Source organism: Enterococcus sp. E5-37 (genome assembly GCF_035726925.1).
GTDB classification, from domain to species: domain Bacteria; phylum Bacillota; class Bacilli; order Lactobacillales; family Enterococcaceae; genus Enterococcus_B; species Enterococcus_B faecium.
In genome coordinates, this window is record NZ_JAPMLG010000006.1 from 61,890 (window position 1) to 87,385 (window position 25,496).

Annotated in this window: 25 protein-coding genes, 1 tRNA gene and 1 pseudogene; 21 read left to right on the forward strand and 6 right to left on the reverse strand. The window is 38.4% G+C overall.

Translation table 11 applies throughout. The annotated features are described in order from the left end of the window. Positions 1 to 81 precede the first annotated feature (81 nt). The 8 genes from ftsA to ileS all read left to right on the forward strand — a co-directional run bounded on the left by ftsA (position 82) and on the right by ileS (position 8,899). Positions 82 to 1,407, forward strand: coding sequence for a cell division protein FtsA (gene ftsA, locus OS138_RS06600; protein ID WP_002286631.1), 1,326 nt, complete (start codon positions 82 to 84; stop codon positions 1,405 to 1,407). Between the two features lie 22 nt (positions 1,408 to 1,429). Then, positions 1,430 to 2,671 carry a cell division protein FtsZ gene (gene ftsZ / locus OS138_RS06605; RefSeq protein ID WP_002286629.1) on the forward strand — a complete coding sequence of 414 codons (1,242 nt, stop codon included), beginning with the start codon at positions 1,430 to 1,432 and terminating at the stop codon, positions 2,669 to 2,671. Between the two features lie 16 nt (positions 2,672 to 2,687). Next, the gene (locus OS138_RS06610) at positions 2,688 to 3,365 is read left to right on the forward strand and encodes a YggS family pyridoxal phosphate-dependent enzyme (RefSeq protein ID WP_002324421.1); all 678 of its coding nucleotides are present in this window, start codon (positions 2,688 to 2,690) and stop codon (positions 3,363 to 3,365) included. A gap of 13 nt (positions 3,366 to 3,378) precedes the next feature. Then, complete coding sequence (locus OS138_RS06615) at positions 3,379 to 3,978, forward strand: cell division protein SepF (protein WP_002286627.1); 600 nt, start codon at positions 3,379 to 3,381, stop codon at positions 3,976 to 3,978. Between the two features lie 23 nt (positions 3,979 to 4,001). Next, positions 4,002 to 4,280 carry a YggT family protein gene (locus OS138_RS06620; RefSeq protein WP_395994511.1) on the forward strand — a complete coding sequence of 93 codons (279 nt, stop codon included), beginning with the start codon at positions 4,002 to 4,004 and terminating at the stop codon, positions 4,278 to 4,280. A gap of 48 nt (positions 4,281 to 4,328) precedes the next feature. Continuing rightward, entirely contained in the window at positions 4,329 to 5,111 is a 783-nt protein-coding gene (locus OS138_RS06625; RefSeq protein ID WP_002286624.1) for a YlmH family RNA-binding protein, read from the forward strand. 20 nt (positions 5,112 to 5,131) lie between these two features. Next, positions 5,132 to 5,839, forward strand: a complete 708-nt coding sequence (locus tag OS138_RS06630) for a DivIVA domain-containing protein (protein ID WP_002286622.1) — start codon at positions 5,132 to 5,134, stop codon at positions 5,837 to 5,839. A gap of 261 nt (positions 5,840 to 6,100) precedes the next feature. Beyond that, the gene (ileS, locus tag OS138_RS06635; protein ID WP_002286621.1) at positions 6,101 to 8,899 is read left to right on the forward strand and encodes an isoleucine--tRNA ligase; all 2,799 of its coding nucleotides are present in this window, start codon (positions 6,101 to 6,103) and stop codon (positions 8,897 to 8,899) included. Positions 8,900 to 8,947: 48 nt separating this feature from the next. On the opposite strand, the gene zwf is transcribed toward ileS, so the two are convergent. From zwf to OS138_RS06650, 3 genes are all read right to left on the reverse strand, one after another. After that, the gene (zwf, locus tag OS138_RS06640; RefSeq protein ID WP_325069864.1) at positions 8,948 to 10,474 is read right to left on the reverse strand and encodes a glucose-6-phosphate dehydrogenase; all 1,527 of its coding nucleotides are present in this window, start codon (positions 10,472 to 10,474) and stop codon (positions 8,948 to 8,950) included. Between the two features lie 14 nt (positions 10,475 to 10,488). Further along, positions 10,489 to 11,136 (reverse strand): metal-dependent transcriptional regulator, encoded by a 648-nt coding sequence (locus tag OS138_RS06645; protein WP_002286616.1) that lies wholly within the window; start codon positions 11,134 to 11,136, stop codon positions 10,489 to 10,491. A gap of 184 nt (positions 11,137 to 11,320) precedes the next feature. After that, positions 11,321 to 11,662, reverse strand: a complete 342-nt coding sequence (locus OS138_RS06650; RefSeq protein ID WP_043902469.1) for a DUF4828 domain-containing protein — start codon at positions 11,660 to 11,662, stop codon at positions 11,321 to 11,323. 164 nt (positions 11,663 to 11,826) lie between these two features. On the opposite strand from OS138_RS06650, the gene sfsA reads away from it, so the two are divergent. The 11 genes from sfsA to OS138_RS06705 all read left to right on the forward strand — a co-directional run bounded on the left by sfsA (position 11,827) and on the right by OS138_RS06705 (position 22,232). Next, positions 11,827 to 12,555 carry a DNA/RNA nuclease SfsA gene (sfsA, locus tag OS138_RS06655; protein ID WP_002286614.1) on the forward strand — a complete coding sequence of 243 codons (729 nt, stop codon included), beginning with the start codon at positions 11,827 to 11,829 and terminating at the stop codon, positions 12,553 to 12,555. A gap of 15 nt (positions 12,556 to 12,570) precedes the next feature. After that, entirely contained in the window at positions 12,571 to 13,584 is a 1,014-nt protein-coding gene (locus tag OS138_RS06660; protein WP_325069865.1) for a Gfo/Idh/MocA family protein, read from the forward strand. After that, a complete protein-coding gene (locus tag OS138_RS06665) occupies positions 13,584 to 14,861 on the forward strand; it encodes a DEAD/DEAH box helicase (protein WP_325069867.1) in 1,278 nt (425 codons plus the stop codon). Before OS138_RS06660 ends, OS138_RS06665 begins: the two co-directional genes overlap by 1 nt. A 62-nt stretch (positions 14,862 to 14,923) precedes the next feature. Continuing rightward, entirely contained in the window at positions 14,924 to 17,626 is a 2,703-nt protein-coding gene (locus OS138_RS06670; protein ID WP_325069868.1) for a sigma 54-interacting transcriptional regulator, read from the forward strand. 151 nt (positions 17,627 to 17,777) lie between these two features. Next, positions 17,778 to 18,095 carry a PTS sugar transporter subunit IIB gene (locus OS138_RS06675; protein WP_002286606.1) on the forward strand — a complete coding sequence of 106 codons (318 nt, stop codon included), beginning with the start codon at positions 17,778 to 17,780 and terminating at the stop codon, positions 18,093 to 18,095. Positions 18,096 to 18,124: 29 nt separating this feature from the next. After that, positions 18,125 to 18,445, forward strand: coding sequence for a PTS lactose/cellobiose transporter subunit IIA (locus OS138_RS06680; RefSeq protein WP_002286604.1), 321 nt, complete (start codon positions 18,125 to 18,127; stop codon positions 18,443 to 18,445). Between the two features lie 107 nt (positions 18,446 to 18,552). Continuing rightward, complete coding sequence (locus tag OS138_RS06685) at positions 18,553 to 20,013, forward strand: PTS sugar transporter subunit IIC (protein ID WP_002286601.1); 1,461 nt, start codon at positions 18,553 to 18,555, stop codon at positions 20,011 to 20,013. Between the two features lie 67 nt (positions 20,014 to 20,080). Further along, positions 20,081 to 20,302 carry a hypothetical protein gene (locus OS138_RS06690; protein WP_325069870.1) on the forward strand — a complete coding sequence of 74 codons (222 nt, stop codon included), beginning with the start codon at positions 20,081 to 20,083 and terminating at the stop codon, positions 20,300 to 20,302. A gap of 30 nt (positions 20,303 to 20,332) precedes the next feature. Beyond that, positions 20,333 to 20,515 (forward strand): DUF3188 domain-containing protein, encoded by a 183-nt coding sequence (locus OS138_RS06695; protein WP_002286596.1) that lies wholly within the window; start codon positions 20,333 to 20,335, stop codon positions 20,513 to 20,515. Beyond that, on the forward strand, positions 20,515 to 20,928 hold the full coding sequence (locus tag OS138_RS06700) for a DUF3284 domain-containing protein (RefSeq protein WP_087626515.1): 414 nt from the start codon (positions 20,515 to 20,517) through the stop codon (positions 20,926 to 20,928). Before OS138_RS06695 ends, OS138_RS06700 begins: the two co-directional genes overlap by 1 nt. A gap of 122 nt (positions 20,929 to 21,050) precedes the next feature. Then, positions 21,051 to 22,232 (forward strand): GNAT family N-acetyltransferase, encoded by a 1,182-nt coding sequence (locus OS138_RS06705; RefSeq protein WP_002286589.1) that lies wholly within the window; start codon positions 21,051 to 21,053, stop codon positions 22,230 to 22,232. Between the two features lie 70 nt (positions 22,233 to 22,302). Here the strand turns inward: OS138_RS06705 and OS138_RS06710 are convergent, their stop codons facing one another. Then, positions 22,303 to 22,467 carry a hypothetical protein gene (locus OS138_RS06710; RefSeq protein WP_002286676.1) on the reverse strand — a complete coding sequence of 55 codons (165 nt, stop codon included), beginning with the start codon at positions 22,465 to 22,467 and terminating at the stop codon, positions 22,303 to 22,305. Between the two features lie 153 nt (positions 22,468 to 22,620). On the opposite strand from OS138_RS06710, the gene OS138_RS06715 reads away from it, so the two are divergent. Beyond that, a tRNA-Arg gene (locus OS138_RS06715) sits at positions 22,621 to 22,694 on the forward strand. Between the two features lie 68 nt (positions 22,695 to 22,762). Here OS138_RS06715 and OS138_RS06720 read toward each other — a convergent pair. Both OS138_RS06720 and OS138_RS06725 read right to left on the reverse strand, forming a co-directional pair. After that, a pseudogene (locus OS138_RS06720) lies at positions 22,763 to 22,960 on the reverse strand (tyrosine-type recombinase/integrase); the annotation flags it as partial. Between the two features lie 381 nt (positions 22,961 to 23,341). Further along, a complete protein-coding gene (locus tag OS138_RS06725; protein WP_002297964.1) occupies positions 23,342 to 24,574 on the reverse strand; it encodes an aminopeptidase in 1,233 nt (410 codons plus the stop codon). A 255-nt stretch (positions 24,575 to 24,829) separates the two neighbouring features. On the opposite strand from OS138_RS06725, the gene OS138_RS06730 reads away from it, so the two are divergent. After that, positions 24,830 to 25,399 (forward strand): TetR/AcrR family transcriptional regulator, encoded by a 570-nt coding sequence (locus tag OS138_RS06730; protein WP_325069872.1) that lies wholly within the window; start codon positions 24,830 to 24,832, stop codon positions 25,397 to 25,399. Positions 25,400 to 25,496 lie beyond the last annotated feature (97 nt).

The window sequence follows — 25,496 nt, forward strand, 5'->3', positions numbered from 1 at the left end:
TATCTATTAATAAGTATATTTTAAAACGGACGCTAGTTGTTCGCTTGTATATGGAATAGTAAGTAGGAGGGAATCCCATTCATGGCAAAAACAGGAATGTATGTAGGCCTTGATATTGGAACGACATCTGTTAAAGTTGTCGTGGCTGAATATATCGACAGCCAAATGAATATTATTGGAGTAGGAAACGCAAAATCAGAAGGGATTAACCGAGGCATTATCGTTGATATCGATAAAACGGTCCAAGCGATACAACGAGCAGTACGACAAGCAGAAGAAAAAGCAGGTATCCAGATCAAAGGCGTAAGTGTCGGTTTGCCAGCAAACATGCTTGAAGTAGAAAATTGCCAGGGAATGATTGCAGTTAACGGAGATTCAAAGGAAATCACCGATGAAGATGTCAGAAATGTGGCTTCAGCTGCCCTTGTTCGTTCAATACCTCCTGAACGTCAAATCGTGTCAATATTGCCACAAGATTTTACTGTCGATGGGTTCGAGGGAATCAAAGATCCTCGTGGAATGATCGGCGTAAGATTAGAAATGTACGGTCTGTTGTTTACAGGACCTAAAACGATCATCCATAACATACGTAAATGCGTGGAAAATGCCGGATTAATCGTCAACGAAATGGTGATTACTCCTTTAGCGCTGACTGAATCAATTCTTTCTGACGGAGAAAAAGATTTTGGTACGATCGTCATTGATATGGGTGGTGGCCAAACAACAACGGCTGTTATGCATGATAAGCAATTGAAGTTTACCAATCTTGACCAAGAAGGTGGCGAATTTGTCACTAAAGATATCTCTATTGTATTAAATACGTCATTTAACAATGCAGAAGCGTTGAAAATAAACTACGGTGATGCATACCCAGAACGGACATCACCAGATGAAGAATTTCCAGTAGATGTGATTGGTCAGTCAGAACCAGTGAAAGTCGATGAACGCTACTTGTCAGAAATTATTTCAGCTCGAATGGAACAGATTTTCAACAAAGCAAAAGATGCATTGGACCAAATCGAAGCATTAGAGTTGCCAGGTGGCGTCGTATTGACAGGCGGAGCTGCTAGTCTTCCTGGTGTTGTGGACTTGGCACAAGAAATCTTCGGCGTAAATGTAAAATTGTATGTTCCAAATCACATGGGGCTGAGAAACCCGGTATTTACAAATGTAATAAGTATCGTGGATTATTCAGCAAACTTGAGTGAAGTGTATCAATTGGCAAAAATTGCTGTTACGGGTGAAACCTCAGCAGCTCGTCAAATGGTAGTTGAACAAGAAACAACAAACACATATGAGAGCTATGAAGCACCTGAAGAAACAATCTACGATGAGCCGGAACCAAAAGAGTCCGGAGAAAATGTAAAAAATAAAATCAAGGGTTTCTTTACAAATATTTTTGATTAATTCATCCTGGGAGGAATAAGATATGGAATTCTCAATTGATAATAATATCAATGACGGCGCAGTAATCAAAGTCATCGGAGTCGGTGGTGGCGGTGGAAATGCTGTAAACCGAATGATTGAAGAAAACGTTAAAGGTGTTGAATTCATTACAGCCAACACAGACGTGCAAGCATTAAAAAATTCAAAAGCTGAAACAGTTATCCAATTAGGCCCCAAATATACTCGTGGTTTAGGTGCTGGTTCTCAGCCAGAAGTTGGACAAAAAGCGGCAGAAGAAAGTGAACAATCCTTACGCGAAGCTTTAGACGGTGCAGATATGATTTTCATCACTGCAGGAATGGGTGGAGGAACCGGTACAGGTGCTGCACCAATCGTTGCAGGTATCGCGAAAGAATTGGGCGCATTGACTGTTGGTGTCGTAACACGTCCATTCACTTTCGAAGGACCGAAACGTGGCCGTTTTGCTGCAGAAGGTATCGCTCGTTTGAAAGAAAATGTGGATACATTATTGATTATCTCAAATAACCGTTTATTAGAAGTTGTAGATAAAAAGACACCGATGCTTGAAGCTTTCCGTGAAGCAGATAATGTTTTACGACAAGGTGTACAAGGTATCTCTGATTTGATCACAGCGCCAGGTTACGTTAACCTTGACTTTGCTGACGTGAAAACAGTGATGGAAAACCAAGGTACAGCATTGATGGGGATCGGTGTGGCTAGTGGAGAAGATCGCGTAGTAGAAGCAACGAAAAAAGCAATCTCCTCTCCATTGCTTGAAACATCTATTGATGGAGCTGAACAAGTACTTCTTAACATCACAGGCGGTTTGGATATGACATTGTTCGAAGCACAAGATGCTTCAGATATCGTAGCAAATGCAGCAACTGGCGATGTAAATATCATTCTAGGTACATCTATCAATGAAGAAATGGGCGATGAAATCCGTGTGACGGTCATCGCAACAGGTATCGATGAATCAAAAAAGGAACGCAAGTCTAGCCGACCAGCTAGACAAGCACAAATGCAATCACCTGCTCAAAAGACTGTATTAGATATGGATCAAGCTAAACCAACTTCTTCAGAAGAAGAAAACAGTTTTGGCGATTGGGATATCAGACGTGAACAAAATGTTCGTCCTAGAGTTGATGATTCCAATTTTGACAATATCGAAAAAAAAGAATTTGATACATTCAACCGCGAAGAAACAAAATCTCATGGCGATGATGAATTAAATACGCCACCGTTTTTCCGTCGTAAAAAATAAAGGAGAGGAAGAGCACATGATTGCTGACAACTTGCAGAAAATCAAGCAAGAAATTCAGGATTCGTGTGCTCTTGTTCATCGTGATCCGAAAGAAGTTACATTAGTAGCTGTAACAAAATCTGTTGAATCCGCTCAAGCTGAAGAATTGGTTAGAGCTGGCGTTATGAATTGTGCAGAAAACCGAGTAGATAAACTATTACAAAAGAAACAAGATTTATTTGATTTTCCTGAAATAAAGTGGCATTTAATTGGTAATTTACAGCGCAGAAAGGTAAAATTGATTGTAAATGAAATTGATTACTTTCATGCGTTGGACAGTTTAAGATTAGCAGAAGAAATCCAGAAGCGGTTAGAGAAAGAATTATCCTGTTTTATTGAAGTAAATGTTTCTGGTGAGGAATCAAAACATGGAATTTCACCAGATGAGCTTTTACCGTTTGTGGAATCTTTAGCTGCCTGCACAAAAATCAAGGTTGTTGGGTTAATGACTATGGCGCCTAAAGAAGCTTCTGATGAGCAAATCCATAAAGTGTTTGGTACGCTGAAAGAATTGCGTGATCTTGTTCAAGCAAAAGGTTATGCCCATGCACCATGTAGTGAATTAAGTATGGGGATGAGTCAAGACTTTCAAATTGCGATTGAAGAAGGTGCAACATTTATCCGTGTAGGAACAGCGCTATTCAAAGACGAATAAAGGAGGAACAAAAATGCCGCTTTTAAACAGAGGAGCAATTGCTAATTTTTTCGGATTAGCTGATGAGGAAGAGTACGAATACCAAGATTATCCTGAAACAACAAAAAAGGCTGTACAGCCAACTAAAAAAAATACAACACAGAATCAATCAACTCATTCTGTATCTGCTGCGAATACTCATGAAAAACAAAAAACGGCGACTTCACGTCCTGTAACGCATGAAAGTATTCAGCCGGCTGAAAAGAAAAAAGTAATTGAACTACATCAATCACCTACAAAAACTGTAGCGAAAGAAAGAACAGCTTCAAGAACCTCTACACAGCCTAAAGCAAATCTTGCTGGAAAAATCACTGTAATGGAACCAAGAGCTTATTCTGAAGCTATGGCGATTGCTAAACGAATCATTGCTGGAGAAGCAACCTTAGTGAATTTTCATTTAGTAGAAGAAAAACAAGCGAGAAGAATCGTTGATTTTCTAACAGGAACAGTTTATGCACTAGATGGAGATATTAAACGTGTTGGAGATGAGATTTTTCTTTGTACACCGACTGGGATGGAGATTGACAGTTCAACCGCTCAATCTTTTGCAGATGCGAATTTGTTTGATCTGTAAGAGGAGGAACTACGATTTATACTATTGCACTATTACTTCATTTACTTCAACGGGCAGCCTATTTCTATAGCATTATCTTGATGGTATATGCATTGCTCTCTTGGTTTCCAGGCGGGTATCAATCAGGGCTAGGACGATTATTAGCTAAGATCTGCGAACCGTATATCGGTTTGTTCGATCGTCTGCCTTTGAGGATTGGACCCTTGGATTTCACAATTTTAGGGGCAATCCTGATATTGAACTTAGCCGTACAAGGTTTAGCACAGATCGTTATATGGATAACTGTCCATTTAGTTTATTGATTGAAGCAACAAAATCTTTATTCTCAGAATAGATAGGAGGGGGAAATTTTGGATGCAAATGTATACCAGCACTTTCGGGCAGATGAACGTACATTTATCGATTCGGTAGGCGATTGGATTGAACAAGTTCAAGGACAATATGCACCCTATCTGACCGAATTTCTTGACCCAAGACAATCCTATATTTTAGAAACACTGATTCGACAAAGCAGTGATTTGCGTTTCATGTTTTATGGCGGATATGAACAGGCAGAAAGAAAAAGATGTTTGATTTTCCCCGATTATTACGAACCTGTAGAGGAAGATTTTGAAACAGCATTGTATGAAATCCATTATCCTAGCAAATTTGCCAGCCTAAGTCATGGGAAAATCCTTGGAACTTTAGTGGGAACGGGGATCAAACGCTCTTACTTTGGCGATATCATCTCGGACGGTGATCGCTGGCAAGTATTTATTGCAAATGAGGTGGATCATTTTGTTGCTGCACAAGTAACAAAGATTGGAAAGGTTGCTGTACGCTTGGAACCAATCAAATACACAGAAATGATTATGCCGAAAGATAGCTGGACACAAGAAAGAGGAACAGTTAGTTCCATGCGACTAGACAGTGTGATCTCTGAGATTTATAATATTTCCAGACAGCGGTCCAAGCAGCTGATCGAAGCTGGTAAAGTAAAAGTGAACTGGACAGAAAATACAAGACCTGATTTTGTACTTGAACTATTAGATATTATTTCAGTCAGAGGTTATGGCAGAGTCCAGATCCAAGAACTTGAGGGGAAGACGAAAAAAGAAAAGTACAGGGTACTGTTCGGTGTATTACGTAAATAAAATAAAAAGGTGGTTTACTCATGGCTTTAACTCCATTAGATATCCAAAATAAGACATTCCCGACAAAAATGCGGGGATATAATCAAGACGAAGTAGATGATTTCTTAGATTTAGTTGTTCGTGACTATGAGGAATTGACTCAAAGAAATCGAGAATTAGAAAAAGCAGTCAAACATTCTGAAGAAAAACTTGAGTACTTCAATGAATTAAAAGATGCTTTGAACCAATCAATCATCGTAGCTCAAGATACGGCTGATAAAGTAAAAACAAGTGCAAGCAAGGAATCCGAAGTGATCGTTACTTCTGCACAAAACAAAGCAGATGAGTTAGTTGCGAACGCTGAAAAACGTGCACATCAATTAACAACTGATGCAGAAGAAAAAGCAAGAAAAATCTTGACAGATGCAACAGAAAAAGCAAGACAGCTTGCGACAGAAACTGAAGATCTTAAGAAAAAAACACGAGTATTCCATCAACGTATCAGCTTGATGCTTGAGTCTCAATTAGAACAAGTGAAAAGTCCGGAATGGGATGAAATTTTACAACCATTCTCCAGCTACGTGACTGACAGCCATGAAGTGATCAAAGAAGTTTTAGCAAAACAGCTTGACAATGAAAATGATACTGATGTAAACTCAGACACAGGAGTCATAGAAGCACCTATGACGGCATTTGATACACAGGCTATTGATATCTCGATCGTGCCTGGTGAAAATGAAAACGAGTAGAACAGAAAAGCACTTTGTTATTCTTAAAGCGAGCCGATGAGAGTGGAAGTTCGGTAAGACACTGCATGGTGAAAGATCCTCTACTTGAGACCTGCTTTTCCGAAATTAAAGTAAGAAGCAGCGGCTGACCTCGTTATTGGTCACAGAGAGTTTGCACTAGATAGATGCAACTAAATTTGGGTGGTACCACGGCATGTTCGTCCCTTGCGGCTGAACATGCTTTTTTGTGTCCGGAAAATAAATAAAGGAGTGTATGGTTGAATGAAAATGAAAGAAACCTTGCAATTAGGAAAAACAAAATTCCCTATGCGTGGTAATTTGCCAAACCGAGAAGGCGAGTGGCAAAAAGAATGGGAAGAAAATCGAATCTACCAAAAAAGACAAGAGTTGAACGAAGGAAAACCTAGCTTTGTTCTTCATGATGGACCTCCATATGCCAATGGTAATATCCATTTAGGACATTCATTGAATAAAATCAGTAAAGACATTATCATTCGTTCAAAATCAATGTCTGGCTATCGTGCACCATATGTTCCAGGATGGGATACACATGGATTGCCGATTGAACAAGTATTGGCTAATAAAGGCGTGAAACGTAAAGAAATGTCCATGGCAGAATACTTGGAAAAATGTCGTGAATATGCACTTTCCCAAGTAGATAAGCAACGAGCAGATTTCAAACGCCTAGGAGTTGCAGGAGATTGGGAACATCCTTATGTTACATTAGATCCTTCTTATGAAGCTGCACAAGTACGCGTATTTGGTAAAATGGCTGAAAAAGGCTATATTTACAAAGGATTGAAACCAATTTACTGGTCTCCGTCAAGTGAGTCTTCTTTAGCGGAAGCTGAAATTGAATATAAAGATGTAAAATCTCCATCTATTTTTGTAGCTTTCAATGTCAAAGACGGCAAAGATATTCTTGATGAAGATACAGCTTTTGTCATTTGGACGACAACACCATGGACATTGCCAGCAAACCAAGGTATTGCTGTAAATCCAAAATTTACGTATGTATTGGTGGAAGCCGATGGCCGTAAGTTTGTCGTAGCGAAAGATTTGCTAGAAACAGTCCAATCAGAAATCGGTTGGGAAAATGTAACAGTTCTAAAAGAATTTGCTGGACAAGAAATGGAATATATGACTGCAAGTCATCCATTCTATGAACGTGAATCACTTGTGATTTTAGGCGATCATGTTACTTTAGACGCTGGTACTGGATTAGTCCATACTGCTCCAGGACATGGGGAAGATGACTATATCGCTGGTAGCAAATATAAACTATCTGTAGTGTCACCTGTAGACTCAAAAGGATTGTTTACAGAAGAAGCACCTGGATTTGAAGGAATCTTTTATGACAAAGCAAATCCTATGATCACTGATCTATTAAAAGAAAAAGGAGCTTTGCTGAAGCTAGATTTCTTTACTCATAGTTATCCTCACGATTGGCGGACGAAAAAGCCTGTGATCTATCGGGCAACTCCACAATGGTTTGCATCTATCGATAAATTCCGTCAGAATATTTTGGATGAAGTAGAAAAAGTAGAGTGGGTTATCCCATGGGGTAAAACACGTTTGTATAATATGATCCGTGACCGCGGCGATTGGGTAATTTCCCGTCAGCGTGCATGGGGAGTACCACTTCCGATTTTCTATGCTGAAAATGGAGAAGCAATCATCACACCAGAAACAATCGAACATGTGGCAAAATTATTTGCTGAACATGGATCAATTATCTGGTTTGAAAAAGAAGCGAAAGAACTTCTTCCTGAAGGATTTACCCACCCAGGTTCTCCTAATGGCGAATTTACAAAAGAAAAAGATATCATGGATGTCTGGTTTGATTCTGGTTCTTCTCATGAAGCTGTTTTACGTCAGCGACCAGAATTATCATTCCCAGCAGATATGTATTTAGAAGGATCAGACCAATATCGTGGCTGGTTCAACTCAAGTATCACGACTAGTGTGGCTATCAATGGTGTAGCACCATACAAATCAGTTATTTCTCAAGGATTTGCTTTAGATGGTGAAGGCCGTAAGATGAGTAAATCTTTAGGAAACATCATTGCACCAGAAAAAGTGATCAAACAATTTGGTGCAGATATCCTTCGCTTATGGGTATCTAGTGTAGATTATGAAGCAGATGTTCGTGTTTCTATGGATATCTTAAGTCAAGTGGCAGAAGTATATCGTAAAATCAGAAATACGATGCGTTTCTTATTAGCGAATACAGAAGATTTCGATCCTAAAAAAGATACTGTTTCGTACAATGATTTACGTTCTGTAGACAAATATATGACCGTTCGATTGAACCAAGTAATCAAAGAAATCCGAGAAGAAGGGTACGACAAATATAACTTCATGCATATTTACCGTACAGTTATGAACTTCTTGACGGTTGATCTATCGTCATTCTACCTGGATTTTGCTAAAGATGTAGTTTATATTGAAGCAGAAGATGATTATCAACGTCGTTGCATGCAAACTGTTTTCTATCAAACAGCTGTAGCTTTGACAAAATTATTGACTCCTATCATTCCGCATACAGCAGAAGAAATCTGGTCATTCCTGAAAGAAGAAGAGGAGTACGTTCAGTTAAGCGAGTTTCCTGGTTATGAAGAGTTTGCAAACCAAGAAGAATTGATGGATACCTGGACTGCTTTCATGGACTTCCGTGATAATGTCTTAAAAGCATTGGAAGAAGCAAGAAACAGCAAATTGATTGGTAAATCTTTGGAAGCAAAACTAACTGTTTATCCAAAACAACAAGTTCGTGAAATGTTAAAAGCTTTGGATGCAGATATTGCACAATTATTGATCGTTTCACCAGACTACTTTGAAGTTATGGCAGCAGATGAACAAGTGCCAGATAACGCTATGGTATTTGATGATGTTGCTATTACAGTGGAAAAAGCAGACGGGGAAACTTGCGATCGCTGTCGCCAAGTTCGTAAAGATGTAGGAGTAGATGAAAAACTTCCTCATCTATGCGGTCGTTGTGCAAAAATCGTTGAAGACTTCTATCCCGAAGCTGTAGCTGAAGGATTCGAAGAAAAGTAAAAGGGAAAAGGGGGTGTGACATGTTCTTTGTCACACCCCCTTTTGTTATCAATCGTTTAATTTTCCACGTTCACGATACCAGTTATCTGGTTGCCAGATCCATTCGAATCCGTCTTTTTCAAGTAGTTCGAAAGCTGCTTTAGGTCCCATTGATCCAGCTTTGTAGTTGGGAAAATCCGGTTGTGTTTGGTCCCAAGCTTTTCGAATGACATCCACGATATGCCAAGATTGAGCGACTTCTTCCCAATGAGAGAAGTTCGTTCCATCACCATTCAACGCATCTAATAGTAATTTTTCGTAAGCTTCTGGGCTATTTTCAACCATTTCTGCACTATTTCTAAATTCCAATTTGATTGGTTCCGTTTCAAATCCTTGCCCTACTTCTTTCCCATTCAAGGATAAAGAAAATCCTTCAGTTGGCTGAATATAGATCGTTAGAACATTAGGTGGAAGTGTCGTATCGTCACATGGTTCATCGACAGATGTTTTGAATACATTAACAGGAACTTGTTTGAATACGATGTTGATCCGAGTCCCTTTTTCAGTCAAACGTTTGCCTGTACGTACATAGAAAGGAACACCTGACCAACGGAAGTTGTCGATAGTGAATTTGCCTGCGACGAATGTTTCAGTCTCTGATTGAGCATCCACTTTGTCTTCTTCGCGATAGCCCTTGAATTGTACACCATCCAATTCACCTTGAGCATATTGCCCGCGAACGAAGTTTTCTAACACTTCTTCTTCGTTATAAATGCGGATAGCTTTCAATGCTTTGATCTTTTCTGTACGGATTTCTTTTTCGGAAAATGCTACTGGCGGTTCCATTGCAAGTAATGCTACAACCTGTAAAATATGATTTTGCACCATGTCTTTAAGTGCGCCACTATGATCGTAGTAGCCCCCGCGATCTTCTACACCGAGGTTTTCGCCAAAAGTAATTTGGATATTGTCGATATAGCGATTGTTCCATTGAGCCTCAAAAATATTATTGGCAAAACGGATAGCTGAGATGTTTTGGATCATTTCTTTTCCTAAATAATGATCAATCCTAAAAATATCTTGTTCTGGGAATACTTCTCTGATTTGCTGGTTCAATTCAAAAGCAGACTGGTAATCAGAACCGAACGGTTTTTCTATGATCAAACGATTGAAGCCATTTTTTGTCATAATATTTTGTGATTTCAAATGAGAAACGATCGTTCCAAAAAATTGAGGTGCCATAGCCAAATAATAGACACGATTACCGTTTAATTGATAGTGTCCATCTAATCGGTCAGACAATTCTTTTAATGTCTGATAATGCGTTGAATCATTTACATCATGGGATTGATAGTAAAAATGGCTTGCAAAGGTAGTTGCTTCTTCATCTGAAGGATTCAATGCGCGGATTGTTTCTTTGATAACTTCACGGTAGTGCTCATCGCTCCAGGGACGGCGAGCGGTTCCGATTACAGCAAAATGCTCGCCTAAATTTCCTTTTCTGTAAAGGCGGAACAAAGACGGGTACAATTTACGCTGGGCTAGGTCACCTGTACCGCCGAATATCGTAAACAATACATTTTTTTCATTAGACATGTGGATACACTCCTTTATATTTTATCGACAAAAATCGTGCTGGCCGCCTTGAAGCTGACGGGGATTTTCTTTCTATCATTTTGGATAGTGATCGGTCCTTCATAAGCTGCGATGTCAACGATCTCATATTCTTCGTTGATATTCAGGTCAATAGTGACTAAGTAATCCAACAATTCTTTTTCATCAAGCACTCGTGCGATACGCACTTTTGTACCGACAGGATAGGACTCCAATGTTTGTCGGCGTTCTTCATGGACAACTTCCTCTTTTTTAGGAATCGATCCTCCATGAGGACAATGTTCAGGATGATTCAAATAGTTTTCTAAATGATCTGCAAGATGTTCCGAAGTCACATGTTCCAATACTTCAGCATCATCATGGACTTCATTCCAGCTATAGTCTAAATGTTCAACTAAAAAAACTTCCCATAAGCGATGTTTGCGAATCAGACTGCTAGCTTTTTGCAGTCCGCTTGCAGTCAATTGTACACCTTGATAAGGGGAATGTTCTACAAGCTCTTCTTTCACAAGTTTAGAAATCATTTCACTGACAGATGCAGCTGAGACATCTAGACTAGATACGATTTGTTTATTGTTGACTTTCGTTGTATCTCCACCTAGTTCTAAAATGATTTTCAAATAATCTTCTCGATTTGGTGTCATATTCGATCATCCTTTCATGGTAAAAAAACCATCATTAGTAAGTGTAACAAAAAAAACGTTAATTGACTATTTTTCTAAATAAAAAACAAAGGATTTTTAGACGTTTTTACAACAAAAAACGAAAGATGATAGAGAAGACTCATTCTTTCGTTTATAAAGGATATATATATACATTGGGAGGGATCTATTTTTCAGATAACAACTTATATGAAGTGTCTGCAGATTCGTCATAAAGAGTTTGTTCGGGATAAGAAAAGATAAGATAAAAACCATACTGATCACGTACGACTAAACGATATTCATCTATTTCTACCACAGATGTGCCAAGAGACTGACCGTTGATCAAAAACGTGTAATCAGATGTAATCTGTAATTGTTGTTTTTGCTGGCTATCACTAAAGAACCATGTACCTTGATACTTTGAGAGTCCTTCTGACTTTTCCGCTTGTTTTTTCTTTTTCAAGTAAATAAAACTTGAGAAAACGGTAATGAGTGAACCAAGAAAATAGATCATTTTTTTTATCACCAAATCACTCCTTTATGAGAAAATAATCGTATAGAAACATTCTTTCTTCTTTATTTTATTGTACCGAATAAAAGCTAAAATTTCTCTAAGACTTTCGACTGGTTTTTTTACTGTTTTTCTACAAATTATGATAGGATACATAGTAGGAAGAAAGGTGACATAATTTGAAGTATCAGCAAGTGGAAATAGCTTTTTTTATTGACCGCCCGAATCGGTTTATAGCACATTGTATGAAAAAAGACGGAGAAATAATTATTGCGCATGTCAAAAATACAGGTAGAGGAAAAGAGGTCCTGATACCAGGCGCTGAAGTGGCTATTGTATTTGCTCCTGGACCTAAACGGAAAACCGCCTATGATCTGATTGCTGTAAAAAAGAAGGGTGACTGGTTTAATATCGATAGTCAATTGCCTAATCGGCTGGCAATTGATGGTATTTTAGACGGCACGATCCTTTTACCAGGATTAACTGGTCCATTTACGGTCTACAAGCGTGAAGTAACTTATCTTCACTCCAAATTTGATATTTATTTAGAGACGGTGGTCGGACAAAAAGCATTTGTTGAAGTCAAAGGTATGACACTTGAAAATAAAGCGATTGGTGCTTTTCCTGATGCGCCCACACTCAGAGGATTGAAACATATAGGAGAATTAACGTATGCCGCACAAGATGGTTATGCCGCTTATGTCTTGTTTATTGCTCAATTCGAACATCTTCATCTGGCAACGATCCATGAAGAAATGCAACCAGCACTAGCTGATATGGTTCGACATGCGCAGCAAAGCGGAGTTCAAATCCTCGCCTATAATTGTCAAGTATCGGCAGATGAGGTAACTGTCAAGCAGGCCATTCCATTTGATGTAGATATCCCTTTTGAAGATCCTATACAATAGAAAGAAGGTAAAATAATGATCAACTTAGGTATTATCGGAACAAATTGGATTACTCATCAATTTGTCCAAGCAGCTTTAAGCACAAAAAAATATGAATTGACAGCGGTATATTCTAGACATTTGGAAAAAGCACAGGAATTTGGTTCTCATTATGAAGGGGATATCGAATTTGCAACAGATTTGAAGACTTTTTTCAATATTACTCATATGGACACCATTTATATTGCTTCTCCGAATAGTCTTCACTTTAGTCAAGCTAAGCAAGCAATTTTGGCAGGAAAAAATGTGATAGTTGAAAAGCCAGCTTTTTCGACGCCAAAAGAAATGGATGAAATCATCCATTTGGCAAATGAACACAATGTGTATTTTTTTGAAGCAGCAAGAAATATCCATGAATCAGGTTTTAAAAAGATTGCCGATTACTTACCATTAAAAGACGAGATAATCGGTGCAAATTTCAGCTATATGAAATATTCTTCGCGCTATGACCAAGTATTAGATGGAGAAGAACCGAATATCTTCTCGACTCATTTCTCAGGTGGCGCATTGATGGATTTAGGTGTTTACCTTGTATATGCAGCTGTTGCTTGGTTTGGAATGCCAAAAGAAGTCCATTATTTCCCAAGAAAGATTTCTACTGGTGTAGATGGTCTTGGATGGGGGATCTTACGTTATGAGAATTTTGATGTATCGATCCAGCCAGGTAAAATCGGTGATTCTTATTTACCGTCAGAGATTTATTTTGACTCAGGCACGCTAGTGATGAATGGAGTCAATGCAATTGAACAAGCACAATTTCATGATCGCGCGCACAAAGAAATCATTGATTTAGCGGTAACAGCTGCAGAAAATCCAATGGCAGATGAAGCAGAGGATTTTGCCAATGTCATGACTCATCCGAAAGATCCAGCTTGGGGATTGTTGTATGAAGAGTGGATCGAGCTAGCTAGAAATGTGAACCAAGTGATTTATGATTTAAGAAAAAATGGCGGCATCAAATTCGATGCAGATAATGAGGACGATTTTTAATGAACGAATTTGTACAAGTATTTCCCGAAAATTGGCAGAAAAAATATGAGGATAAAGGGTTTGTCTCACCTTCTCTTATTCAACGAGCAGTTTTTCAGCCACTAAGTAATAGACAAAGTATAGTAGCGGTTTCTCCTACAGGTTCAGGTAAAACACTGGCTTATCTTTGGCCTCTACTACTAAACTTGGAACCAGGTGAAGCAAGTGCGTTGGTCATTTTTGCTTCTTCTCAAGAACTAGCTATTCAAGTAGCAGATGTTGCACGTGAATGGGGAAAAGACAAAGAGTTGAAAGTCCAATCTTTGGTGGGCGGAGCCAACGTCAAACGTCAGATTGAGGGTTTGAAGAAAAAACCAGAAATCTTGATTGGTACACCAGGAAGAATATTGGAATTGATGAAAGCAAAAAAAATAAAAGCACATCAAGTGAAAACAATGGTATTTGATGAAGCAGACCAGCTATTTGACGCTGGGAATAGCCAAATCATTGATCAAATTCTTCATCAAGCTCCAACAGAGTATCAGCTAGCTTTTTTTTCAGCGACAGCAGATCGTTCCCTTGAAAGCATTGAAAAAATCACTGGGAAAACGTTTGAGACAATTGACGTGACAGCAGAGGACGATTCTCGAAAAGGACTGAGACATTACTTTTTACGTGTACCGATACGAAAGAAAGATGACTACTTGAGACGTCTCACGCATATAGAAGATTTTCATGGTCTGATTTTCTTTAATCAACTGACTGAATTAGGCGTAATGGAAGAAAAATTGCTGTATAGAGGTGTACCGGTAGGAAGTCTGGCCTCTGATCAGAACAAGCTACTCCGAAAAGCAGCGCTAGAACAATTCAAAAAGAAAATGGTCAGAGCACTTTTGACCACAGATGTGGCGGCTAGAGGTTTAGATATTACAGGTCTTCCTTATGTAGTGAATGCAGAAGTTCCGTTAAGTGAAGAAGCTTATTTGCATCGTTCGGGAAGAACTGGTCGAATGGGTAATGAAGGAATAGTAATTACACTCGTACAAGATAATAATCTAAGAGATTTAAAACGGCTTTTACGTCCATCAAATATAACACTTGAAGAGATTTTTTTATACGGAGGTAAGCTGCAAACTGAGCAGCCAACCAAAGAAGATGCAGCTCCTGCAGTAAATAAAAAGTGTGCTAAAACTTTTTCTGGAAAGGAGCAGAACCCAGAATATAACAAAGAAAAAATAAGAAAAAAAGTTAAAAATAAATCAAAAAAAGAGAGAAATAAAGGAGCAAGGCGCAAATAAGCGCCTTTTTATGCTATGATTATGAAAACGGGAACAAAATTGGTTGCCAGAGGAGGGGTTATGTGAAAGAACGTCAAGAAGAGATCTTGCAGCTATTGACAGAAAACCAACAAGGATTGACAGCAAGTGATGTAGCTGAGCGCTTAACTATCGATCGAAGCAATGCAAGCCGATATTTAAGTGAACTATACAAGGCCCATCATATTGTAAAAACCGCTGGCCGACCAGTCGTTTACTCTTTGCCAACGGAAAAGTCAAAATCTGATGAAGTGCATGTCGACTCTTCTACGCAAGTGACTTTTGAAACACTCGTTGGAGAAAATGATTCTTTAAAAGTCAGCATACAGCAGGCAAAAGCTGCGATTCTTTATCCACCGCGGGGGCTGCATACGATTGTTTTTGGAGAAACTGGTACAGGGAAGTCGATGTTTGCTGAATGTATGTATCATTTTGCAATCGATTCAGAGATGCTTTCTGCAGATGCGCCATTTGTTTCTTTCAATTGTGCGGATTATGCTCAAAATCCGCAACTGCTCTTTGGACACATCTTTGGGATCAAAAAAGGGGCTTACACAGGAGCAGCTCAAGATAGTCCCGGTCTAATAGCCAAAGCAGACGGCGGTATATTGTTTTTAGATGAGATCCACCGTTTACCGCCGGAAGGGCAGGAAATGCTGTTTACTTTCATTGATAAAGGTATTTACCGTCCGCTTGGAGAAAGTGCACAAGTACATGAAGCATCTGTTCAGATCATTGGGGCGACGACTGAATCTTCAGAAAGTTTCTTATCTACGTTCAATCGACGGATTCCTATGGCAATCACCTTGCCGAATCTTGCTTCACGTTCACTGGATGAGCGTTATGAAATCATCTCTCTTTTTATCAAACAAGAAGCGAATCGTTTGAATCAACGTATCGATATCGAAAAAGAAGCGATTCTTGCCTTCATGCTTTATGATGCGGAAGGAAATATCGGTCAAGTGAAACGAGACTTGAAACTAGTCTGTGCAAAATCTTTTTTACATTACCGTACTCATCATGAGAAAAAGCTAATCATTCGAAAAGAAGAACTTTCCCTTCAAGTACAAAAAGGATTACTGAAAATCAAGGAAATACCGGAACGTCTCGACCGATTCATGGACAGCAAAAGTCAGTATTTGACATTTGAACCAGGATTTGCTGATGTTGTCTGGTCACAAGATCCAGAACGAAACATGCAGGTCTATAACGATATTGAGGAAAAAGTCACTTCTCTTTCCGAAACCGGTGTGGAGAACATTGATCTAGAGACCCTCATTTCAAAAGATGTGGATGCTTATTTCCAGACATATGTCAAAGAATTGACTAAAAGTTCGATTCCCAAAGATCTTTTGCCAGATGAAATCTGGCGGTTAACCAATCAATTGTATGATGTGGCTGAAAAACGGTTAGACCGTATTTATAATGAAAAAGCTCGTTTTGCTTTTGCTTTGCATCTGCAAAGTACATTGGATCGTGTGAGAGAAGGTCATATGATCGTCCACCCAGATTTGAATAACGTACGGAAAAATTTTAAGAAGGAATTTCAAGTAGCAATCGATCTTTCAACGATCATTGAAGAAGAAGAACAAGTTGAGATTCCTTTTGATGAAATCGGCTTTATTAGTATGTTTCTTTCTATCAATCTAGGAGAAAGTGAGCCTGTTAAAGAAAACAAAGTAGATGTTCTCGTATTGATGCACGGCAGACAGACTGCTTCAAGTATGTTGGAGATGGCGCAAGAACTATTAGGAACAAAAGTAGGGAAAGCTTTTAATATGCCACTGGTTATGGAAGTTCAAACAATGTATGAAGAAGTGTTACAATATGTCAAAAACTATCAAGAGCATTTGACGAATGGCCTACTCTTGTTAACAGATATGGGATCATTAAACACCTTCAGTGATTTGATTTATGAAGAGACTGGCATTCGGACGAAAGCTATCACGATGACAAGTACCATGATTGTGATAGAAGCGATACGGATGGCAAGTGTTGGAAGAAGCTTAGAAGACATCTATCAAAATATCCAGCTTTCCTTTGAATCGATCGTACGTGATCAGTTCAAAGCGGAAAAATCTGAAACTTTACAGCGTAAAAAAGCCGTAATCGTGACATGCTTTACTGGTGAAGGAGTAGCTGCCAAATTATATCAGCGTATTATGCCAGTGATTAATCAAAATAAGGTAGAACTGATCCAGATGCAGTTTTTAGAACGTGAATCATTCAAAAAACACATCGATGCCTTATTGGAAGAATATGAGATCAAAGCAATTGCGGGAACAGTTGATGTTGATTATCAAAATATCCCATTTTTTTCAGCCTATGACGTTTTTGATGATGAAAAACTAAATATTTTAAAGCGTATAGCTGATGATGAGATCCCGACAGCTAAAATTGTCGATTCACTTTCTGGATCATTAAGCGATGTCTTTTCTATTGATGAACTGATCCGTTCATTGCAAAAGACAGTTCAGCAGATCCAGACCGATTTGTCGATTATCGTGGAACCTGGAGTAGATACTGGAATCGTTATCCATTTAGCCTTCATGTTAGACGGATTGATCAAACAAGAAAGCCATCGGCAATTTGAGAAACTGTCTATTTTCTCAAAAATTTATCGTTTGGAAATGGATATCGTTCGGGCAAACTTGATGGCACTAGAACGAAAATATCAGGTAAAAATTCCAGAAGATGATATCGCATTTCTTACACAAATGTTTCTTGAAAATAAAATAAAAAAATGAACACACTAATCATACTGTTTACACACTAAACATCTGTGTGCGCACTATAAAAAAGAGCTAAAAAGCATGAAAACGCTATTTCAGCTCTTTTTTTTATTGGCATGCTTCTTGCGTTATATAAAAGTGTAAAAAAATAAAAGGAGTGTTAAAAATGGCAAAAAAAACAATCATGTTAGTTTGTTCAGCAGGGATGAGTACGAGTTTATTGGTCACAAAAATGCAAAAAGCAGCAGAAGAAAAAGGGATGGAAGCCGATATTTTTGCGGTCTCTGCCTCAGATGCAGATAATAATTTAGAATCTAAGAATGTCGATGTATTATTATTAGGTCCTCAAGTACGTTTCATGAAAGCTCAATTTGAACAAAAACTTGCGCCTAAAGGTATTCCATTAGATGTCATCAATATGCAAGACTATGGCATGATGAACGGAGAAAAAGTTCTTGCACAAGCAGAAAATCTAATGAAATAAATCAAGTATGCAGTTGGGGGTATAACAACGTGGAAGATCAACAAAATCTAGAAGCCATCATGGGGTTAATCATGTTTGGTGGTAATGCAAAGAGCGATGCAATGGAAGCGATTGCGGCTGCTAAAATCGGTGATTTTGAGTTAGCGGATAGAAAAATCGCTGATGCAGAAGAATCACTTATACAAGCGCATCATGCACAAACAGACATGTTGACACAAGAAGCACAAGGAAATCATATGCAAGTGACGTTATTGACTGTTCACAGTCAAGATCACTTAATGACATCTATTGCGTTTACTGATTTAGCAAAAGAAATCATCGAACTTTATCGTCGCGTATACAGCGAATAAATACAACTTCTTTTTTGAACGGAAGAAGAAAAATTTTTGAACGGATTTTTTATTTTGTTATAAAGAGAACTCTCTTTATATAAAAAACTTATAGGAGGAAGTAAAAAATGAACGGACTATCAAGTTGGATGGAGAAATACATCCTGCCGGTTGCCGCAAAAATCGGAGCGCAAAAACATTTAGTTGCTTTGCGTGATGCTTTTATCGGCACACTGCCCGCAACAATGGCGGGATCAGTCGCTGTAATGATCAATGCAATTATTCGTGATTTACCGCAACAGTTTAACAGTACCTATGCTGACAGTTTAGCAGCAGACAAAGGAATCTTTGCCGTATTGAATGTCATCATCGGAATCAATGGTTTTGTCTGGAACGGTACACTAGCAATCGCCGGATTGATCTTTGCCTTTTCTTGGGGGTATAATCTTGCCCGAGCTTATGGAGTAAATGATCTAGCTGGGGGGATCGTTGGTTTAGCTACCTTGATTCAAGGTATTTCCTTTGGTCCAGCATTATCAGCAGCATTAGATGTGAATGTTCCTTCAAATGTCGCAGATGCAATTAATAGTTCTGAGATTGGTGCAACGATTGCAGATGGCACACTGTCAGTTGGATTATGGGGTTGGCTAAAACTAGATCATTTGAATGGAAACGCTTATTTTACAGTTATGATCATGGGAGCTATTTCAGTCATTATTTTTTGTAAATTGATGCTTGCCAACATTACGATCAAAATGCCTGATTCAGTACCACCAGCAGTATCTAAAGCATTTGCAGCCATTTTACCAGCGACGATCGCTTTATACGTCATTGCTATTATCAATTATATCGTAGGTCGTGTAGCTGATGGGCAACTGATCATTGATTTGGTGCAAAAATATATTGCAGAACCATTCCTAGGATTATCTCAAGGGTTGGGAGCAGTATTGATCGTCACAGTATTTGTTCAAGTATTCTGGTTCTTTGGTATTCATGGACCAAATGTATTGGCACCAGTGCTAGAGGGAATCTGGGGACAAGCACAACTAATCAATATTGATATTTTCCAAAAAGGTTATAACGGAAAAACTGGTACACCAGCCGTGTTAGATGCAATCGAAGATGGAAAAGCTTATATGTGGGTCCGCGGATCGTTCGATGCTTTTGCATGGTTTGGCGGATCAGGCGGAACGATCGTCTTACTGATAGCTATCTTGATTTTCTCTAAACGTGCAGATTATCTAACAGTAGCTAAATTATCCATTGGGCCTGGTATCTTCAATATCAACGAACCAGTGATGTTTGGTCTGCCAATCGTATTGAATGCAATCATGTTTATCCCATTCTTGATTGCTCCAGTAGTAGCAACAGCAATTGGATGGACAGCTACTTATCTTGGCCTAGTCGCTCCGGTATCGCAGCAAGTCACATGGGTAGTACCGCCGTTCTTATTGTCATTCTTAGCAACAGGTGCGGATTGGCGGGCACCGATCGTAACATTAGTATGTATGGTCGTGACTTTCTTGATTTGGGCGCCATTTGTCATCTCTGCAAACAAAATGGACCCTGCCGCAGGAGAACAACAATAAGATGAACGTGAGGAGCGGAACGCTTTAAGTTTCGTTCCTCATAATGAATTTTCGAGGAGGAACTGAAATGATTACAATTGCCAGTGCAATGCAACAAGATGAAATCAAAGAATTGTTAGAAGGATACAATGAAGAAGGAATGACTTTTACATTTAAAGAAAAACAAGGAATCAAGCTGTTCTTTGAAACAAGTGCAGAAGATCCGGAAGTTGCGGCTAAAAAAGCAAAGGAACTGATCAAAGCACAGCCTTGGGGAACAATCCTTTATTTTCAATCAACAGCTGTTTAGAAAATGGTTTAAAAAGATAGGATGGTTGAGATGATAAAAAACGGTTTATTTTTATGTAGTATTGGTTCTTTGATCGTGTTGTATAGTTTGAATCCACATTCGCAAAGGTATGATTTGTATAGTATGGTCACAGGTCTTTTTCTGACAGGATTAGGAATCTATTTCTTCATGAAGGGGAAAAAAAGAGAAGAAGCAAAGGAGAAAAATAACTAATGGAAATCACGAAAAAATTAAATATTCCAGCATCGTTTTTTTACGATAAAGTTATGGACTCTGTCCTTTTCGATGTACGTAAAGCGTCCGGCAAATCAGTAACTAGAAAACAGCTGAAAAATTTGGAGTACGTCAAACAATTTTCGCAAAATAACCGGGCTCGCATAAAAATCGAAGAAGTCATTGAAAACCAGTCTTATAAGTTTCGTACATCGACAACGAAGAATGAATTCGTCGTTCATTATCAAATCAAACCATTGGATGATTCTACCTGTGAGGTCCATTACACAGAAAAAATGGAGTCTTATGGCATGCTTCAAAAGTTGAATGATATGCTTTTAGGAACAATCTTGATGTATTTTAAACGGAGACGTTTCAAAAAAATGCTAGATATGATCGAAGCAACGTATTAAATCAATGAAACATGGTACTATTTAGTTATTGAAAAATGAAGTAAGCTAGAAGGAATTTTTCATAGGAAGATAGGTCTTTCCTGTGAATCCTCACTAGCTTTTTTGTAGGAAGGGGCAGCAAAATGACAAACAAAGTAAGAGAGCTAGGTGTATCTTCGATTGAGGAAATGTTTGATTTAGCCACTTATGCATTTAATGGGGCAGATACACCTGAAAGGCGAGAACGTTTTCGTACACTTGCGGAGAATTCTTGGAATTACGGATTTTTTGATGAGGAGGATCGGCTAACAAGTCAAGTCATGGCAACCCCTTTTCCAGTGAATTTTTACGGACAAGAGTACCTAATGGCCGGCATTGGCTATGTTGCTTCTTATCCAGAAGCAAGGGGACAAGGCGGGATCAATCAGATCATGGAAAAGATCCTTGAAGATTGCCGTGATCGTAAAGTAAGCTTATCTTATCTGGCGCCATTCTCCTATCCCTTCTATCGGCGCTATGGCTATGAACAATCATTTGATAAAATCAGTTATCAACTAAACAGTCGTGATGTGCCGTTTATCAAAAAAAAATCTGGAAAAATAAAGCGTATGGATTTTGAAGATGCAAAAGCTGCAATCAGAAGAATTTATGAACAGATGCCGGAAAACCAACGAGCTGGTCTGAAGCGCGAAGACTGGTGGTATACGTATAAATTCAAGCAAAAAGGCAATTACCAGTTTGCTTTGCATTTTGATGATAATGAGGAAGCAACGGGATATATCGTTTATCAGCTTGCAACGTCTTCCTTTATTATTGCGGAGTGGGGATTTTTGGATCATGATGCTTTTTGCAGCCTTGTTCGCTTCGTAAGTTCTCACAATGGTGCTTTTGAAACATTTGAATATTCATGCGGCTACGGCGGTAATGATCAAAATTATCTATTAGAAAATCCATTTGCTTCTGTAATGATCACACCTTATATGATGGCGAGGATCGTAGATATTTCTTTGTTTTTGGAAAATTATCCATTTAAAAAGAGACAAGCTGCATTTGCCCTACAAATAGAAGAAGATCATTATGCGAAATGGAATGAAGGAATCGTGGAAGTAACAATCGAAAATGGAAAAAATCATCTCTCAAAAGTAGAACAAACAAAACTCCCAATCGTTCGAGGAAGTATCCAACATATCACGCAGCTATTATTAGGGTATCGTAAAGTGGAAGAGTTGGTATTCCAAGAAAGAATACAGGTGACAAAAGAATATGAAGAAACGTTAAGCTCAATCTTGCCACAGCAACAGCCAATTCTTAATGACTATTTTTGATAAAAAACGGGTGATGACAATATTTTTGTCACCACCCTTTTGTTTTTCATTTGGCATTTGAAGGAAAATGTTAAAGTAAATCCTCTTTTTTCGTAAATTTGAATTTTTTGTTTTCTTTTGTTTTAGGGTTTTCTTTTTTGTGGTCTTGGATTGCTTCTTTCGTAATCTTTTCCCGATTTTTTTTAGATGAATCTAAGCGTTCTGCGTATACTTTTTCTTTTGGCTTATCATTCATTGGAAAGAACCTCCCTACATTATTTCATTCTACCTCTAGTTTATCATCTGTTAAGGACTAGTGGAAACGTTTTGCCTAACTTATAAGCTGATTTTTTTAGCAGATAAGCTTGCAAGTAAAAAACAAACAAGCTACAATTGATTTATTGAAATTGTTCCTGTAGCTCAGTAGGATAGAGCAATCGCCTCCTAAGCGATAGGTCGCTGGTTCAATTCCAGTCAGGAACGTACAAATAATCCCTGTATCCTTTGCGGTACAGGGGGTTATTTTGTATTTGTGCCAAAAATGTGCCGAACTAGTTATCATTTTTATATAAACTATCGAACACAGCATTGATTTTTTCTTTATCCTGATCTTCAAGTTCTCGAACAATATGAAGATAAGTAGACATTGTAGTTTCTAAACTGCTATGGCCTAAACGTTTCGATACGCTAAGTATATTTACTCCTTGATAAAGTAAAATAGATGCATGCGTATGTCTTAGTCCATCAATAAACAGTCGAAGAGAAAATAGGCAAAAATTGATTACTAAAGAAAAACTTAATAGGTCGACGTGTAGTTGATTTTCATACTTCAACAGATTCGAATTAAACGATTTCGATTGGCTTATACCAGTCCTATCCAACGAAAGATATATCGTTCTTAACTCTAGCGGTATAACTTGAAGCTTTACGTAAAGCCAATGGGAATGAACTGGAGATGACTTTTTATTATTTTTAGTAATAGCTGATGGGTTAATACTTACAACTTTCCTTTTCAAAGTACCATATAAAAAAACGGTGGGGTTGTTTAGCGAAATAAAGGATCTAAGCCAATAGCTTAGATCCTTTATTCTATGCTTTATATTATTTTTTGCATGTGTGCGAAAGTATACTCAAGCCCAATCGCCATTTCGGAAAATCGGTACTGTAGAGCCATCTTCACGGATTCCGTCGATATCCATCTTGTCAGATCCTACCATGAAATCTACGTGGGTTTGACTTCTATTCAATCCAGCTTCTGCTAATTCTTCATCGGACATTTCTGTACCGCCTTTCACACTGAAGGCATAAGCAGAACCTAGTGCTAAGTGATTCGATGCGTTTTCATCAAATAATGTATTGAAAAAGATGATGCCAGATTGAGAAATAGGTGAAGGGTCAGGTACAAGTGCGACTTCTCCTAAACGACGCGCACCTTCATCTGTATCAAGCAGTTTTGCTAAGACATCTTCTCCTTGTTCGGCAGAAAAATCAACGACTTTTCCATCTTTAAAAGTAAATTTCATACCCGAGATGATGGTGCCAGCATAACTCAGTGGCTTTGTACTTGAAATGTAACCATCTACTCGATGACTGTCAGGTGCTGTGAACACTTCTTCCGTCGGCATATTTGCCATGAATTTTTCTCCACGAGCATTATAGCTTCCAGCGCCTTCCCAAAGATGGTTTTTAGGCAATCCGATAATGATATCTGTACCGGGAGCAGTATAGTGCAGGGCAGAAAATTGTTCTCGATTCAATTCTTCTGCTTTTTTTGCTAATTTTTCATCATGCTTCTTCCATGCTAAGACAGGGTCTTCTTCATAGACACGAGTCGTTTTGAAAATCTGATCCCATAATGCCTCAACTTGTTTTTCTTCTGGCAGTTCTGGGAAGACTTTTGCTGCCCATTGTTTACCAGCCGCAGCCACGACAGTCCAACTGACTTTATTTGCTTGAGTTGCCTTGCGTAAATTCATTAGTGCTTTGCCAGCCGCTGATTGATAAGACGCTACTCGATGGCTATCTACACCGGCAAATGCATCGGGATCGGCAGAAACAACACTGATCCTGCTTGCTCCTTTTTCAAGCCATTCATCCGCTTGATCGATTTTAGATTGTGGTACATTCTCAATACGATCCGTTGCAGCATGTAAAAGAAATTCTCTTTGGATCTGGTCGTCAGTCCATTGAACGATAACCTCAGCGGCTCCTAGTTTATAAGCTTCTTGTGTGATCAATCGAGCAAGGGGGGCCTGTTCCACGCTGATCTGTAAAACAACTGTGTGTCCTTTTTCTGTAGCTACGCCAGTTTCTGCGATTAAGCGTGCATATTTTTTTAGAAGTTCATTAAAATCAGATAACATAATAAAAATTCCTCCTCACCATTTTTTTTGGTAACTATTAGCATGATACCATTTAATTATGATTCAAACAATGAGGCTTTAAATAAAAAAAGGAGGTTATTTTTTTAAGGTTAAGTTTCATGATATATGTTACTACTTGCTATTTCAGCTTGTGAAGAAAATTAAAAACTAATTTTGCATATCAAAAAAAACATGTTACAATGAAATTAATCAATGATGGAAGCGTTATAAAAAAATTAAGGAGATTAAAAAAATATGGAAAGGAAAAAGACGATTACTAGAGAACAGATTTTGGCAGCTGCTTATGAAGTAGCTGCCACCGATGGATTTACACGATTTACTGCGAGAAACATCGCGAACAAAATGAATTGTTCCACGCAACCGATTTATCTTGAGTTTAAAAATATGGATGACTTGAGACAAGCTCTTTTTGAGCAGATCTATGATCATTTACAATATGAAGTGTTCACTGTTGAGCATACAGGGAATACGATTGTCGATCTTGCTTTTAATTATATCCATTTTGCAAGAAGAGAGAAGAAGTTGTATCGTTCACTGTACTTAGAAGAATATGGTGGAGGAAAAGAGATGCAGAATTTTTCTTATACTTACTTTGTGAATACAGTGAAACGCGATCCAGCTTATGTGAATCTTTCAGAAGAGCAGATCGAATCTTTGTATAATGGGACATGGATCATAGCTACTGGGATCGCAGCTTTGATGTCTTCAAGCATCATCCATCCAACTGATGAACAGATTGAAAAGATGATCCAAGACAGTATAGATGCTATCTTGAATTTCAAAGAACCAATCGAAATCGATTGAATAGGCTCAAAAGTTCCACAAATCAGTAGATAACAAGAGATTTTTCAAAATAAGGAAAAGTTCGTTTTTCTTACAGCGTATGCATTTTTAACTCCCG